General features: G+C 46.1%; 15 protein-coding genes. 4 read left to right on the forward strand and 11 right to left on the reverse strand.

Going from position 1 to position 13,934, the window contains the following annotated elements; all coding sequences use genetic code 11:
- Nucleotides 1-16: 16 nt before the first annotated feature.
- Together WBM30_RS11180 and WBM30_RS11185 are read left to right on the forward strand one after the other, a co-directional pair.
- Entirely contained in the window at nucleotides 17-778 is a 762-nt protein-coding gene (locus tag WBM30_RS11180) for an exodeoxyribonuclease III (protein ID WP_424900787.1), read from the forward strand.
- 44 nt (nucleotides 779-822) lie between these two features.
- Nucleotides 823-1,608, forward strand: coding sequence for an SDR family oxidoreductase (locus WBM30_RS11185; RefSeq protein WP_424900788.1), 786 nt, complete (start codon nucleotides 823-825; stop codon nucleotides 1,606-1,608).
- Between the two features lie 119 nt (nucleotides 1,609-1,727).
- On the opposite strand, the gene WBM30_RS11190 is transcribed toward WBM30_RS11185, so the two are convergent.
- From WBM30_RS11190 to pta, 6 genes are all read right to left on the reverse strand, one after another.
- On the reverse strand, nucleotides 1,728-2,372 hold the full coding sequence (locus tag WBM30_RS11190) for a dienelactone hydrolase family protein (RefSeq protein WP_424900789.1): 645 nt from the start codon (nucleotides 2,370-2,372) through the stop codon (nucleotides 1,728-1,730).
- Nucleotides 2,365-3,018, reverse strand: a complete 654-nt coding sequence (locus WBM30_RS11195) for a phosphoribosyltransferase (RefSeq protein ID WP_424900790.1) — start codon at nucleotides 3,016-3,018, stop codon at nucleotides 2,365-2,367. Before WBM30_RS11195 ends, WBM30_RS11190 begins: the two co-directional genes overlap by 8 nt.
- 215 nt (nucleotides 3,019-3,233) lie before the next feature.
- A complete protein-coding gene (locus tag WBM30_RS11200; protein WP_424900791.1) occupies nucleotides 3,234-4,202 on the reverse strand; it encodes a metal ABC transporter substrate-binding protein in 969 nt (322 codons plus the stop codon).
- Nucleotides 4,203-4,872: 670 nt separating this feature from the next.
- Nucleotides 4,873-5,403 (reverse strand): N-acetyltransferase family protein, encoded by a 531-nt coding sequence (locus WBM30_RS11205; RefSeq protein ID WP_424900792.1) that lies wholly within the window; start codon nucleotides 5,401-5,403, stop codon nucleotides 4,873-4,875.
- A 1-nt stretch (nucleotide 5,404) separates the two neighbouring features.
- Nucleotides 5,405-5,887: a tRNA (adenosine(37)-N6)-threonylcarbamoyltransferase complex ATPase subunit type 1 TsaE gene (tsaE, locus tag WBM30_RS11210; protein ID WP_424900793.1), complete on the reverse strand. Its 483-nt coding sequence runs from the start codon at nucleotides 5,885-5,887 to the stop codon at nucleotides 5,405-5,407.
- 154 nt (nucleotides 5,888-6,041) lie between these two features.
- Entirely contained in the window at nucleotides 6,042-7,016 is a 975-nt protein-coding gene (pta, locus tag WBM30_RS11215) for a phosphate acetyltransferase (protein ID WP_424900794.1), read from the reverse strand.
- Between the two features lie 224 nt (nucleotides 7,017-7,240).
- On the opposite strand from pta, the gene WBM30_RS11220 reads away from it, so the two are divergent.
- The gene (locus WBM30_RS11220; protein ID WP_424900795.1) at nucleotides 7,241-7,729 is read left to right on the forward strand and encodes a glutathione peroxidase; all 489 of its coding nucleotides are present in this window, start codon (nucleotides 7,241-7,243) and stop codon (nucleotides 7,727-7,729) included.
- A 59-nt stretch (nucleotides 7,730-7,788) separates the two neighbouring features.
- Here the strand turns inward: WBM30_RS11220 and WBM30_RS11225 are convergent, their stop codons facing one another.
- On the reverse strand, nucleotides 7,789-9,288 hold the full coding sequence (locus WBM30_RS11225) for a gluconokinase (RefSeq protein WP_424900796.1): 1,500 nt from the start codon (nucleotides 9,286-9,288) through the stop codon (nucleotides 7,789-7,791).
- Between the two features lie 203 nt (nucleotides 9,289-9,491).
- Here WBM30_RS11225 and WBM30_RS11230 point away from each other — a divergent pair, with 203 nt between their 5' ends.
- Nucleotides 9,492-10,268: a PHP domain-containing protein gene (locus tag WBM30_RS11230; protein WP_424900797.1), complete on the forward strand. Its 777-nt coding sequence runs from the start codon at nucleotides 9,492-9,494 to the stop codon at nucleotides 10,266-10,268.
- 106 nt (nucleotides 10,269-10,374) lie between these two features.
- Here the strand turns inward: WBM30_RS11230 and WBM30_RS11235 are convergent, their stop codons facing one another.
- Genes WBM30_RS11235 through WBM30_RS11250 form a run of 4 tightly spaced genes read right to left on the reverse strand, consistent with a single transcriptional unit; the run spans nucleotide 10,375 to nucleotide 13,931 of the window.
- On the reverse strand, nucleotides 10,375-11,391 hold the full coding sequence (locus WBM30_RS11235; protein WP_424900798.1) for an ABC transporter ATP-binding protein: 1,017 nt from the start codon (nucleotides 11,389-11,391) through the stop codon (nucleotides 10,375-10,377).
- Between the two features lie 35 nt (nucleotides 11,392-11,426).
- Nucleotides 11,427-12,248 carry an ABC transporter permease gene (locus tag WBM30_RS11240; protein WP_424900799.1) on the reverse strand — a complete coding sequence of 274 codons (822 nt, stop codon included), beginning with the start codon at nucleotides 12,246-12,248 and terminating at the stop codon, nucleotides 11,427-11,429.
- 2 nt (nucleotides 12,249-12,250) lie between these two features.
- Nucleotides 12,251-13,096 carry an ABC transporter permease gene (locus WBM30_RS11245; protein ID WP_424900800.1) on the reverse strand — a complete coding sequence of 282 codons (846 nt, stop codon included), beginning with the start codon at nucleotides 13,094-13,096 and terminating at the stop codon, nucleotides 12,251-12,253.
- Entirely contained in the window at nucleotides 13,083-13,931 is an 849-nt protein-coding gene (locus tag WBM30_RS11250) for an alkaline phosphatase family protein (protein WP_424900801.1), read from the reverse strand. The genes WBM30_RS11245 and WBM30_RS11250 overlap by 14 nt, the downstream gene beginning before the upstream one ends.
- Between the last annotated feature and the right edge of the window lie 3 nt (nucleotides 13,932-13,934).

Here is a 13,934-nt window from a genome sequence, read left to right on the forward strand (position 1 = left end):
GGCAGGTGAACATAAAATGGATCTAAAATTTGTCTCATGGAACGTCAACGGCTTGCGGGCCATAGTAAACAAGAATTTTACGGATATTTTTTCGGACTTCGATGCCGATTTCTTCTGTCTGCAAGAAACGAAATTGCAGGAAGGTCAGATTGATCTTGCGTTCCCCGGGTATGAGTCCTATTGGAATTATGCGGATCGCAAAGGCTATTCCGGTACGGCCATCTTCACAAAGCACACACCGCTTTCTGTCAAGTTGGGCATAGGCGCTGCCGCACACGATTCGGAAGGCCGCGTCATCACCTTGGAGTATGCCGACTTCTACTTGGTCACTGTCTACACACCCAACTCACAGGAACAACTGAAGCGATTGGATTACCGGATGGATTGGGAGATATCCTTTCTGGCTTTTCTGAAAGGCCTTGAAACAGAAAAACCAGTCATCGTCTGCGGCGATCTGAACGTTGCCCACGAAAATATCGATCTGAAGAATTGGAAAACAAACCGTAAGAATGCAGGCTTTTCAGACGAAGAACGCGCCAAGTTCAGCGAAGTGATCGCCAACGGTTTCATCGATACTTTCCGCTATTTCCATCCGGAGGCGGAAGGAAGATATTCGTGGTGGAGTTACCGATTCAACGCCCGAAAAAACAATGCCGGTTGGCGGATCGACTACTTCCTAGTGTCGGACGCTTTGAAGGATGCCTTGGCAGACGCGGATATCCATGAAAATATCTTCGGCAGCGACCATTGCCCGGTATCGCTAAAGCTTTCGCTATAGTACGCGGGATAATTGAATCATCAATCAGTCAGGAGGAATGGCATATGGATTTTCAAAATCGTGTGGTCGTGGTGACCGGCGGAGCGAACGGCATCGGCCGTGCCACCGTAGAATCATTTTTAAATGCAGGTGCCGCTGTCGCATTCGTGGACACGGATCAGGAAGCCAGCGAAAAAATCGTTTCCCGTTTCGAAGCGAACGACGTTTATTTCCATCACGGGGACATTGCGGAGGAAGCTGCCCTTCACGTTTTCGCGGAAGCCGTCAAGCAACGCTTCGGAAAAGTCGATTATCTGGTGAACAACGCCTGCATCAGCAAAAAGGGGATCCTTTCAGAATGTTCCTATCAGGACTTCAATTATGTCTTGGCTTTGGGCGTCACGGCGCCATACTTATTGACGAGTTTGCTTTTGCCGGTGTTCACAGCTGATGCTTCTGTCGTAAACATCGCATCCAGCCGCGGTTTCATGTCGCAGCAGGACACCGAAAGTTATTCGGCAGCTAAAGGTGGAATCTTGGCATTGACGCATGCGCTCAGCATTTCATTGGCCGGAAAAGCCCGCGTCAATTCCATCAGTCCTGGTTGGATCGACACGGGTTCCTTCCATAAAGATGAGGATTATCAGCCGGACTACGATGCCGCTGATCTTTTGCAACATCCAGTCGGCCGAGTCGGCGTGCCCGACGACATTGTGCAGACAATCCGTTTCCTCTGCAGTGACGCAACCGGCTTCATAACCGGACAGAATTTCACTGTCGACGGCGGGATGTCCAAGCTGATGATTTACCACAACGATCACGGCTGGACCTATGATCCTGAATCCAAGTGATCGACATTATTGAGAGCAAGCACAAGCTGAAGTTTTCATAAAAAATAAGCAGGACACCTTTCAGCTGAAGGGTGTCCTGCTTATTTTTGTTATCCGGCCTGAACTTACAGCTACCGGTCTTATTTTTCCGGAAGCTGCTTCACAAACCATTGCGCAGCCAACTCGGCGACCTGTTCAAGGGTACCAGCTTCTTCAAAAAGATGGGTTGCCCCCGGAATGATGACCATTTCCTTCTCGCAGTTCAACAAAGCATAGGCTTGCTCATTCAATTCAATCACTTCGTCATCATAGCCGCCCAACAACAACAGCGTCGGGGCTCTGACCTTAGCCAGATGCTCTCTGGCCAAATCCGGACGTCCGCCCCGCGATACGACGGCCTTGATTTCATCACCTAGCACTGCAGCTGATTGCAAAGCAGCAGCCGCGCCGGTGCTGGATCCGAAATACCCGATTGGTAACTGTTTTGTTTCATCCTGCTGCTTTACCCAGTTTTCCGCAAGCGTCAACCGCTGGGCTAACAAATCGATGTCGAAACGTTTGTCGGTCCATTCGCTCTCCGCTTCCGTCAACAGATCCAGCAACAATGTAGCTAAACCGTGCGCTCGCAGCACACTGGCCACATATTTGTTGCGAACGCTGTGTCGACTGCTCCCACTGCCATGGGCAAAAATGACGAGCCCTTTCGCGTCTTTGTGCAAAACCAGATCACCGTTCAATAGGACGCCAGCGCCAGTTATCTGCACTGCCTTTTCTGGATCACTCATCTGCCTTCCCCTCCTTCACATGCATGCTTCGCAGTAAAGAGACGACTTCCGCGTCGTCGAGCTGATCGAAATGGACATAATAGGCACCCACAGCGCCGAGATAGTCATCCGTCCGCTCCAAAGCAACGACTGCATCCACCATTTGGTCCATCTTTTTCGCGGTATCCTCCGGTGTGACCGGGATGGCCACAATGATGCGTTTCGGATTCCGCTTTTTAAGTGCTGCTATTGAGGCGAACATCGTGAAGCCGGTCGCGATGCCGTCATCCACGATGATGGCCGTTTTGCCTTCCAACGATTGGATGTTCGCTGCACCGACATACGTTTCCCTGCGCCGTTTGATTTCCTGGCGAAGCCGCTTCAGCTCCCATTCCAACCAATTCTGGTCCAATACCCCATGCTCGCCCGGATTGAAGATTGGGTCCGCATCCTCTGTGATGGCCCCGATGGCATATTCAGGATTGAACGGGTGCCCGATTTTTTTCGTGATGAGCAGATCAAGCGGTGCCGCCAATTTTTTTGCGATCTCCACACCCAAAGGCACTCCCCCTCGCGGCAATGCAAATACGACGATATCTTCTCCGCGGTACTTCTCCAAAGCTTCGGCCAGCAGAATGCCGGCTTCTTTCCGATCGTTAAAAAGCATAACGTTTCCTCCTTGTCCGACAATATCTTCCCATTGACTGAAACAAGTGCATGTTGTTCGACTGTTTTCCGATTTTCATTGTAAGCTTTTTCTGCAGTCTTTTCTCACCCAAATCATAACACGCCAAATGCCACAACGAGGAATGATAACACTTCTGCATCTGTTGATGTTATCAGTTATTCGGATTAACTGCGCCGGCCGCTGGAAAGAAAGGATCAGTTGATGCTTTGCTTCAATGCTTCAAGATTTTCCAGCATGACCGAAATATAATCCGAACCATTTTTCTGATCTTCTTCGGTAATGCCTTCCAGAGGACTCAATACAGCCAATTCCACACCAACCTCTTCGGCAAGTGTCTCCGCAGTATGTGAAGAAGCATTTTTTTCAAAATAGATGTGCGAAATATTGTTCGCTTTCACGTAATCGGAAAGTGTCGCCAAAGCTGCCGCGCTTGGCTCACTTTCGGCATTCAGACCCGTTACAGAGATCTGATTAAGTTCATAGCGGGCCGCCAAGTAAGCGAAGGCCGCATGCTGTGTCACGAAAGTGCGGTTTTCCGCTCCCTCAAAAGCAGCACGGTAGGCTTCATCCAATTCGTTCAATTGTCCGATATACGTTTCGGCATTCTTTAGATAATTTTCAGCATGGTCCGCATCTGCATCTGCCAATCCTTCCGCAATCGTCGTTACCTCAGTCTGCGCCAGCACAGGATCCAACCACACGTGAGGATCGACAGTATGGGTATGCCCAGTCTCCGCATCTTCTTCCTCGGATTCGTGATCATGCGCGTGGGCCTCGCCTTCGTATTCCAACAACGTGATTGCATCACTTGCACAAATAACCACTATATCCGAAGTGTCGATAGAAGCCAGAACATCCGGTACCCATGTCTCCATCTCAGGACTGTTGTAAATGAAAACATCTGCATCCTGGATTTCGGCGATCATCTGGCTCGATGGCTCAAAGGAATGGACCTCCATTCCGGCTTCCAATAGCAGACTCACCTCGGCATCGTCCTGCGTGACCTGTTTCGTAAAATCGTACATCGGATAAAAGGTCGTGACGACTTGCAGCTTGTCCGACTTTGTATTTTCTGTTGTGCTCTCGGCTGCTCCGCAACCAGCCAATAGTGCTGCTGTCCCCAATAGCGACAACGCCCACTTCATACTCTTTTTTTGATTCATTTATTTTCCCCTCCGCCTTCTCTTTGATGACTATCCGAAATCGGATAATTATTGCTCGCCACAAATCGTAACGATTACGTTTTAAAGGATAGCGTAAAGAGCGACCGGATGCAAGTCATTTGTGTGCAATAACTTGTTTCCTCATATATGCAAATTTCGTACGCAACAAAATACGGTGGCTGCTAAACTCCAAAATAAAAAGGAAGTGCTCCAACAATCGGAACACTTCCTCCTAAATCAGTAGCCTCATCTTTGCTTCATTGATTGTTCAATCTTAATGATCTACGAACTTTTCAATACTAGTTATGCTTGTCTTTCAGGCAAGTCATGTAAGCTTTCGCTTCTAGCTGCTCAAATGAAATCTACTGTTTATTAATCTTAGAATGGTTCAAGTTTTCATGTCTTAGAAATGCATCTAGAACACAAATTCCGAACCATCTAAGATTTTGCATTAACAGCTTAACTGAAAAGCTGTTAACCGGAAAATCTTTTTGAAGGATTTTCCTGAAAGAGTCGCATACTCTTTTGTGTTTCTTTGTTTAACTTAGTATGTCTCTCTTTGTATATTTACAATAACATGTAAGCGTTATCATGTCAAGCGAAAAATGACGATTTAAGCAAAAAGTTTTTGCCGAACTTTTCACCGAAACCGTCATTCTTTGCTTGCATATTAGTCGACCATCAGACTCATCAATACGCCATCAATGAATTCCCCATCAATCAGCATAGCACGCGGCATCACGGCTTCTTGTTGGTAACCCATTTTTTCATAGAGGTGGATGGCCCGTTCGTTTTCACCGTGGACTGTCAACTCCAAACGGCGGATGACGCCGCTCTCTGTTGCCCAAATTTCGATTTCCTCCATCAGAACCGATCCGATCCCGAATCCCCAATAATCCTTCTCGACGGTGATACCGACTTCCCCTATGTGTCTAAGTTTCGGTTTATCCACTGCCCCGACGGACGCCAAGCCAATCAATTGTTTGTTGTTTATCGTCGCAATCAGCATCACATTGTTGTCTTTCTCCATCAAATCTTCCAGATACAATTCTTCGAAGGCTTCGGATAATTCCAAGCCTTCAGCCCCATATGCCAGATAGGGCGTTTCGGCGCCGGTTTTTCTGCTGAAAGCAATGATGTCCTTCGCATCTGCAGGGATGGCTTCCCGGATCATGATTTCGACTTTTTCTCTTTTGCGCATGCTATTTTCCTTCTTTCGTGAGTATTGCCTGTAGTGTTTCGACTAAAGTGGCGTATCGTTCTCCAGTAGGGAGAAAAGTGATTTCCCGGTTTTCAAAAAATTCCCCGGTAGGAACCAAACGGATCGTCAAATACGCATCCGGCAATTCTTCTTCGATGAACTTTGCCCACTCGATCACCGAAACACCATTCCCGTAGAGATATTCTTCGAAGCCAAGTTCATCCCCGCCGATATCCTCCAAACGATAGACGTCCATATGGTAAAGCGGTAACCTGCCCTTTGTGTACTCTCTTATCAAAGTATAAGTGGGGCTTTTTATAACTGTGTCAATGCCAAGACCCTTTGCTAAGCCTTTTGTAAAGGTGGTTTTGCCTGCACCTAAATTCCCTTCAAGGAGGATGACATCTTTGGGTTCCAATAGCTGCGCCAGTTGTGCGGCTATCAACATCGTTTCTTCTTCATTCTTTGCTTGTAAGGTGAACATCCTGAATTTGCCCCCATCTTCACCGATTTATTTTATTCCATTCCTTATTATAGGAATATTCACTCCGGAATGCACCTTTTTTTTACGGATGGCCGATTTTCAAGCACAACAAAAAAAGGAAAGCCCGATTTGATTCAGGCTTTCCATTGTTTTATTAATCAAGTAATGTTTGATTTGCTGTGATGATGGCTGTTTTGTAGACATCTTCTTCGTTACAACCGCGTGACAAATCGGAAATCGGTTTGTTCAAGCCTTGCAAGATCGGGCCTACTGCTTCGAACCCGCCGAAACGTTGTGCGATCTTGTAGCCGATGTTTCCTGATTGGATTTCAGGGAAAATGAATACTTTAGCTTGACCAGCTACAGTTGAGCCAGGTGCTTTTTGTTTAGCTACTATTTCAGAGAAAGCAGCATCGAATTGCAATTCGCCGTCGATGTTATATTGAGGTGCCAATTCTTTTGCGATTCTTGTAGCTTCCACGACTTTGTCGACTTCCGGTGATGCTGCTGAGCCTTTTGTTGAGAAGCTCATCAAAGCAACGTTTGGTTGAATTTCAAACATTTCAGCCGTCTTAGCACTTTCCACTGCGATTTCAGCAAGTTCTTGTGCATTTGGATTGATGTTGATTGCGCAGTCAGCAAACAGGAATCTTTCAGTACCACGGAGCATGATGAAAGCACCGCTTGTGCGGCTTACGCCTGGTTTTGTTTTGATGATTTGAAGCGCAGGACGGACAGTATCACCTGTAGAGTGAACAGCACCGCTCACCAGACCATCGGCTAAGCCCATGTGTACCATCATTGTTCCGAAATAATTCTCATCCAACAACAACTGTCTAGCTTGTTCTTCAGTGATTTTACCGTTACGGCGAGTGACAAAAGATGCAACCATTTCATCGAGTTCAGCATAATCAGCTGGGTCGATGATTTTGATGCCATTCAGTCTGAATCCGCGGCCTTTTGCAGCTTCTTTAACTGCATCCACATTTCCGATAACGATTGGTTCAACTAAATCTTCCGCTTTAAGACGAACGACTGCCCCTAAAATTCTTGGTTCTAAGCCTTCCGGGAAAACGATTTTTATTTTTTTTCCTACGATTTTTTGGCTTAAGCCTTCAAACATGTCCAAAAAAAATCCCTCCAGATTCGATTTATAATACTCAACTATCATACAGCAAACAAGAATAAAAAAACAGTCATTTATAGAAATTACTGTTACAATTTCATCATTTCTCATCAAACTGTCATATCTCCTTCAATTTTGACGCGGGCATTTATTTTGCAATCCTTTACATTGTTGTTTATACTATGTTTCAGCACCTATAAGTAGCATAACAAAAGGAGTCCTTCATTATGTCCATTTATGAATATTCAGCAACTAAAACAGATCAGTCATCTGTATCATTGGAACAATACAAAGGCAAAGTCATCTGCATCGTCAATACAGCTTCTAAGTGCGGGTTAGTGGGTCAATTGGATGAACTGGAAGAACTTTACGAAAAATACAAAGACCAAAATTTTATCATTTTGGGATTTCCATCCAACCAATTCAATAACCAAGAACCATTGAACGGCACTGAAGCAGCTGAATTCTGCCGACTCAATTACGGCGTCACTTTTCCGATTTTCGATAAGATAGAAGTGAACGGAGACAATGCAGATCCGGTCTACAAATATTTGGTCGAGCAGACCGGTGGCGGCGCTATCAAATGGAATTTCACGAAATTCTTGATCGGCCGCGATGGCGAAATCATCAAACGTTTTGCCCCGATCACTTCACCAAAGAAAATGACAAAGCTAATCGAAAGCGCCTTAGAGCAACCAGTAAACAGTAACGAGTAGACAAAAAAAAGACAAAGCCACTGAAAATTTGTGGCTTTGTCTTTTCTTTTGATTCCGATTTATTTTTGTGTATAGAACTCCTGCAAAAGCTTACTCATCTCTTGGTAACGTGGGAACATCGCTGCATAGATAGACTTACTCTCTTCATTCGGTTGATGCTCGATTGAGGCGCCCATCATTTCCTCCGCATCATCCACGGATTCCACCAAACCCAAACTCTTCAGCGTGATTAAAGCGGCACCTGTACAGGAACTTTCGAATGTTTCCGGGAATTCGATCGGCATGCCGATCACATCCGTCAAGATTTGACGCCAAACCTGGGCGCGCGAAAAGCCTCCGCTGGCCATAATTTTTGTTGGCTCGCCGTTCATCGGGATGACTGCCGCAAGCACATCCTTCAGGTTCAGGCAGATGCCCTCCAAAACGGAGCGCAAAAAATGTTCTTTCGTATGCAGCATGTTGATGCCGCTGAAATTCCCTCTGGCATCCGCATTCCATAAAGGCGCCCTTTCTCCATTCAGATAAGGATGAAAAACCAACCCATCCGCTCCCGGCGCAACATTTGCGATTATCTCCATCGCTTTGTCATAGAGATCTTCATCAGCAATGTTCATCGGCATAAATTGTTTGATGGCCCAGTCAAAAATGTTTCCGCCATTGTTGACGGCGCCCCCGTTCACATAATGGTTTTCGTCCAAGATATAACTGAAAGTCCGTCCTTCCGGGCTTACATAAGGTTTATCGCTCGTCATCCGGACCGCACCACTCGTACCGATTGTGATTGTCGCCGTACCCGCGCGAATCGCTCCCATTCCCAAATTGGCTAAACAACCGTCATTGCCTCCAACGATAAAAGGAGTATCTGCAGCAAGCCCCAGCAAATCTGCCACTTCTTCCGAGAGTCCGCTCAGTTGATAGCTAGGACTTACCGGCAACGGTAGCATTTGACTCGTGATGCCGCAGAATTCCAGAATTTCCTCATCCCAGCGAAATTCCCGGATATTGAACAACCCGGTAGCTGATGCAACGGAATAATCCACAATGAATTCACCGAAAAGGCGCCAAAAAATGTATTCCTTGATGCCGATGAACCAGCGTGCTGCTTGGAACAACTCGGGGTTTTCCGCCCTCAGCCAGAGAATCTTGTTCAATGGGGACATTGGGTGCAATGGTGTCCCTGTTTTTTCATAAAAACGCTGGCCCACTTCGGAATGTTTCAGCATGCTTGCGTATTTTTTTGAACGATTATCGGCCCAAGTGATACTCCTCGTCAACGGCATTCCTTCCGCATCCATGAGGATCAAGCTGTGCATAGCACTAGAAAAGCCGATGCCGGCAATATCCGTTGGGCCCAAGTCCGCCTTCGCTATGACAGCTTTTATCGTTTTCAATACGGCAGAAAAGATCTCATCCAAGTCTTGTTCCGCCATTTCGGGATTTTCTTTAATCAATGGATAATGCGCATACGCTGATTCATAAGCAGAGCCATCCGTTTCGTACAGTACGGCTTTTGTGCTTGTGGTACCGACATCCACTCCCATGACATATCGTGCTGCCAAATTAATAACCACCAATCCAAAAAAATTTAACTTATTTTCACGACCTTCATCATTATAGCAAAATTCCACTAGTATAGGGGCAAATTTTTTGATAACCTTTTTTATTTCGCCTTCGATTGTTTACATTTTCTTCACGCAAACTTTTCTTGATATCCATCGCTGTCTGCTATACTGATGACATCTATACACGAGGAGGAACGATTTTGGGATATTATGATCAACATTTGCACACGCAATTTTCGCCCGATTCTGCTGAATCATTTGAGAATTATCTCGAGCAAACAGACGATCTGATCGTCACAACCGAACACCTGGATTTTCATGATGCCTACAACGGCGGAGTGGACACCGTCTTGGATTATGCAGCCTACAGCGATAAAATAGACGCACTGAACAGGATCCATGGCGGGCGCATCCGCAGGGGGATCGAAGTCGGTTACACACCGGAAGCCCATACACAGATTGTGTCCTATCTGGAAGGCAAAACGTTTGATGTCATCCTGTTGAGCGTCCATCAAAATGGTCACTTTGATTACTTGCAGCCGATCATCGACGAAATGGATCCCAAAGCTGTCATGCGGGAATACTTCGGACTCTGCACGAAAGCCGTTCGCAAATTGGATGGCGCAAATATTTTCGCGCACTTTGATTACGGAATCCGTCGTCTGTCGGTCACACTAGACGACTTGCGGGAATTTGAGCCTCAGCTGAAGGAACTGCTCAATGCAATCCTTGCGAAAGAAATGGCGCTGGAATTGAACACCCGCAGTATGTATGAATACCAAAATGCAGACTTGTACCGCTACCTGATTGGCCTCTATCTTGAAATGGGAGGAACCCGCTTCAGTCTTGGTTCGGATGCGCACAGCATCCACAAATACCGTTACCATTTCGACGATGCCATCGCCCTGTTGCGCGAGTTCGGAGTAACAGGATTGACTCAATTCAAAAACCGAGTTGCCTACATTGAACCTATCTGATCATCATGGGAGGCTTCATCAGGTGGTTGGTTACAACGTTTTGAACGCAGCACCCACACAAAAAAACCTCTACACTGCCCTTTTTTAGGCGGTGTAGAGGTTTTTTTCAAAACTCCAAAACATTTCGCTTTTCTACTTTCAGAAAGACCTGTTCGCCTTTATCAAGCAAATTGAAGGTGCGGTAAAGATGATCTGCGCGCAGCGTGACACCTTGGTCCGTTTGGATCACATAGGATAAAATATTTCCGCTGATTGTTTCATCGATTACAGTCCCTTTGAAATAAAGATGGTCTTCTGTCTGTAGCTGCGGTTCCTTGAAATACTCGATTGCCTCCGGACGGATAGCCACTTGTCTTGCCTGCGTTTTTTGCCGGGTCAATTTTGAAAAATCCGAGCTGTTCAACAAATTGTAGTTGCCGATGAACGAAGCTACGAAATGCGTTTCGGGATGCGTATATATTTCGGTTGGTGTACCCGACTGCTCTATTTTTCCGGAAGCCATGACATGGATCACATCCGACATCAGCATCGCTTCATCCTGATCATGCGTGACAAAGATTGTCGTGATATGCAAAGCCTTCTGGATACGGCGGATCTGCTTTTGAAGATTCTTCCGCAGCAAGGCATCAATGGCAGACAGAGGCTCATCCAGCAACAACACTTTTGGCTCGGTCACGATGGCGCGTGCCAGGGCAACCCGTTGTTTTTGCCCGCCGGACAATTGCGCCGGATAATAGTTCTCTTTACCGGATAGGTCCACGAGTTCAATGATGCGGGCGACTTTTTCATTGATGACACTCTGGTTCATTTTCTGCATCTTCAAACCGAATGCGATATTTTCCGCTACATTCATGTTGGGGAACAACGAGTATTGTTGAAAAACCATCCCGATATTTCGTTTTCCCGGCGGAAAATCCGTCACATCCTGGCCGTTGATGTGAATGCTTCCCCCATCAATACTTTCAAATCCAGCGAGCGAACGCAGCAACGTTGATTTCCCGCAACCGGATGGCCCTAGTAAGGTTACCAAATCACCTTCGTTCACCTGCAGATTGAGATCTTTCAACACTAAATTTTCACCATCATATGATTTTCTGATATTTCTGAATTCTATATACGCCATTATTTCTCCTCTATACTTAACAAAAAGTGGAGCTGTCACTCCATTTTTGTGTTTGTATTTGTTTTTGCTTTTTTGGTCTCTTTCGATCCCAGATAACCCGCCAAGTTCGTCAAAATCAGCATGATGCAGAAGATGACCACGGAAATTGCGCTAGCTGCATGCCCTGACACACTTCTGGTTTTATCCAGGAAGATGCTAGTTGTTTCATAGTAGCTGCCTGCAATGATATTCACCAATACAAAATCGCTGAAAAGAATGCCTATCGAGAGCAGAATCGTCGCAACCAACCCTTTCAATGCGCTGGGTACGATGATCCGGAAATAGGCATAAAGCTTACTGGCGCCCAACGTTTCTGCAGCCTCCAAAATCGGCATGACTTCCAGCATGGTTAAAGCATTTTTGATGCCTTGGTACATGTAGGGCAGGATGACGATTCCGTAGGCACAGCTCAGTAAAAAAATACGGTTCGATAGAAAGGTGCTGGAAGAGGCATAAAGCGAAATGATCGATACAGCAAGGATGACACCTTGAATGCCGTATGGGATTTTTGACAATAGGTCCAAATACTTATCCCATTTCGGGTAATGAATCTGTACGACGTACATCGCCAACAAAAGGAACACCAACAGGGCAAGCGTCGGTATGACCGCAATCAGTAGCGACCTGCCTATCGCGCCTGCCATCCCGCCTGCCCCCGCAAAAATGCCGGCATAGAAATCAAAGGTGAATCCTTCCGGGATGATATTGCTCAAATCCCTGAACATAGAATTCAACAGCGTCACAAACAGCGGCAGCAGCAAAATCACGGATAGGATAACGATGATGAATGAAGAAAAGGGAGTGCTTCGTTTCTTCATTTTTACACGCCCTTTCTGAATTTCTTTAACAGGCTGTTGCTTAAGACTGTCATCATACTCATCAATACGAGCATCACAATCGACAAGGCACTTCCTAGCTCCACTTGTTGGACGACATCACCCGTAAACATGGAGGAAATCCGGATCGGCAATAAAGCATAATTGTTCCCGAGCAGGGCATAGGGTGTCGCATAGGCTGCCAGCGCATTTGAAAAGAGAACGGAAAAGGTTCCGAAAATGCTCGGCAACACCAATGGGAGACCAATTTTTGACCAGAATTGCCAAGTCGTCGCGTTCATCAGACTTGCAGCTTCCTTGTATTCGGCCTTGATGCCATCAAATGACGGATAGAGCAATAAGGTAGCCAATGGAATCTGGAAGTAGATGAAAGTGATAAGAATCCCCGACGTAGTATATAAATCGTAGTTGTTCAGTCCCACCAGATTCCATCTTTCCCCCAATGTTGTCAGGATGCCTGAATTCCCTAGCAACAGAATGAAGGCAAAAGCCAACACGATGCCTTGGAAGTTTGAGGTCATGTTCAATGTCGCAATGTAGAACTTTTTCATTCTGTCGCCCGCAGTATGGATGGCATAGGCACCCAGGAGCGCAATCGCAATCCCGATGAATGCGGATAGCAAGGAAACGAACAAGCTGTTCTGGATTGACATTAAGTAATAATCACTCGTAAAAATGGTCGTAAAATTAGCAAGCGTGATGCCGCCCGTTCCGGGGTCCATGAAACTATTTATGAAGATGTTGGATAACGGCATCAATTCGAATAGGAGGATCAACAGCGCGAACGGCAACAACAATATGAGGTACTTGCGTTTTTCATTCTGCAGCATCGCCGGAACCTCTTTTCATAAGGATTCCCTGAACCGCTTGCATGCGATCTCCAGCAGGAATGCCCAATAAATTGCATAAAAATGGCGCTATTTCCAGTTGAGGCACAACGGCTCCTTCTTTGCGGAAGTCCTTGATGATCACTTTGTCCGAAAATAAATAAAGCGGAACAAGCCGATCTTCATTTGAAATACCATTATGGGTATGATAGTCATTCATTCCATGATCGGAAGTGACTACAACTTGGTAGCCTTCGCTCATCCATCTCCAGATGTACTGGGAAAGTTCAGCATCAACGCGGACAGTCGCTTGTACATACTCTTTACTGCCGGCACCGAATTTATGGCCTGCATCATCGATGTTCATCGAATGGATCAGCGTATAATCCGTCGTCTTCTTCCTGATCAAGTAATCGCCATCCGCAATCAGATGACTGTCCGGGTAATGATCTTCATGATAAAAAATGCCATGCTCGATGAGAGCATTCGTATCCAACTGGATTCTGTCCTCCATCACTTGAAATGGCGCATGATTGTAGAGCTCGCTCACCCAGTAGTAACTGGCCGCACCCGTCTTGAGCCCATTTTCTTTCGCAATCTCAAAAATGCTCCGCTCTTTTGAACGACGAACAGTGCGATTCGAGGTGATGCCGTTTTCGGCAGCTGGTACTCCCGTCTGCAAAACTTCATACAAGGGTCTTGATTGTGCGGGCATTTCTGATTTGACGGTATAAGCCGCCATTATTCCTTTTTCGACCAGATGCTCCAAGAAGCCCATATGGTTATGGGCTGTCTTGGCATTCAATCCGTCCAACACTACAAAAATAACTTTATCCACTGT

This window comes from Trichococcus sp., from assembly GCF_049684335.1.
Taxonomy (GTDB): Bacteria; Bacillota; Bacilli; order Lactobacillales; family Aerococcaceae; genus Trichococcus.

Excerpts from the sequence above, each read along its gene's own strand:
- WBM30_RS11180 (WP_424900787.1), top strand. The coding sequence starts at position 17 with ATGGATCTAAAATTTGTCTCATGGAACGTCAACGGCTTGCGGGCCATA.
- WBM30_RS11190 (WP_424900789.1), bottom strand. The coding sequence starts at position 2,372 with ATGAGTGATCCAGAAAAGGCAGTGCAGATAACTGGCGCTGGCGTCCTA.
- WBM30_RS11185 (WP_424900788.1), top strand. The coding sequence starts at position 823 with ATGGATTTTCAAAATCGTGTGGTCGTGGTGACCGGCGGAGCGAACGGC.
- WBM30_RS11205 (WP_424900792.1), bottom strand. The coding sequence starts at position 5,403 with ATGCGCAAAAGAGAAAAAGTCGAAATCATGATCCGGGAAGCCATCCCT.
- WBM30_RS11240 (WP_424900799.1), bottom strand. The coding sequence starts at position 12,248 with ATGAAGAAACGAAGCACTCCCTTTTCTTCATTCATCATCGTTATCCTA.
- WBM30_RS11245 (WP_424900800.1), bottom strand. The coding sequence starts at position 13,096 with ATGCTGCAGAATGAAAAACGCAAGTACCTCATATTGTTGTTGCCGTTC.
- WBM30_RS11220 (WP_424900795.1), top strand. The coding sequence starts at position 7,241 with ATGTCCATTTATGAATATTCAGCAACTAAAACAGATCAGTCATCTGTA.
- WBM30_RS11235 (WP_424900798.1), bottom strand. The coding sequence starts at position 11,391 with ATGGCGTATATAGAATTCAGAAATATCAGAAAATCATATGATGGTGAA.
- tsaE (WP_424900793.1), bottom strand. The coding sequence starts at position 5,887 with ATGTTCACCTTACAAGCAAAGAATGAAGAAGAAACGATGTTGATAGCC.
- WBM30_RS11200 (WP_424900791.1), bottom strand. The coding sequence starts at position 4,202 with ATGAATCAAAAAAAGAGTATGAAGTGGGCGTTGTCGCTATTGGGGACA.
- WBM30_RS11195 (WP_424900790.1), bottom strand. The coding sequence starts at position 3,018 with ATGCTTTTTAACGATCGGAAAGAAGCCGGCATTCTGCTGGCCGAAGCT.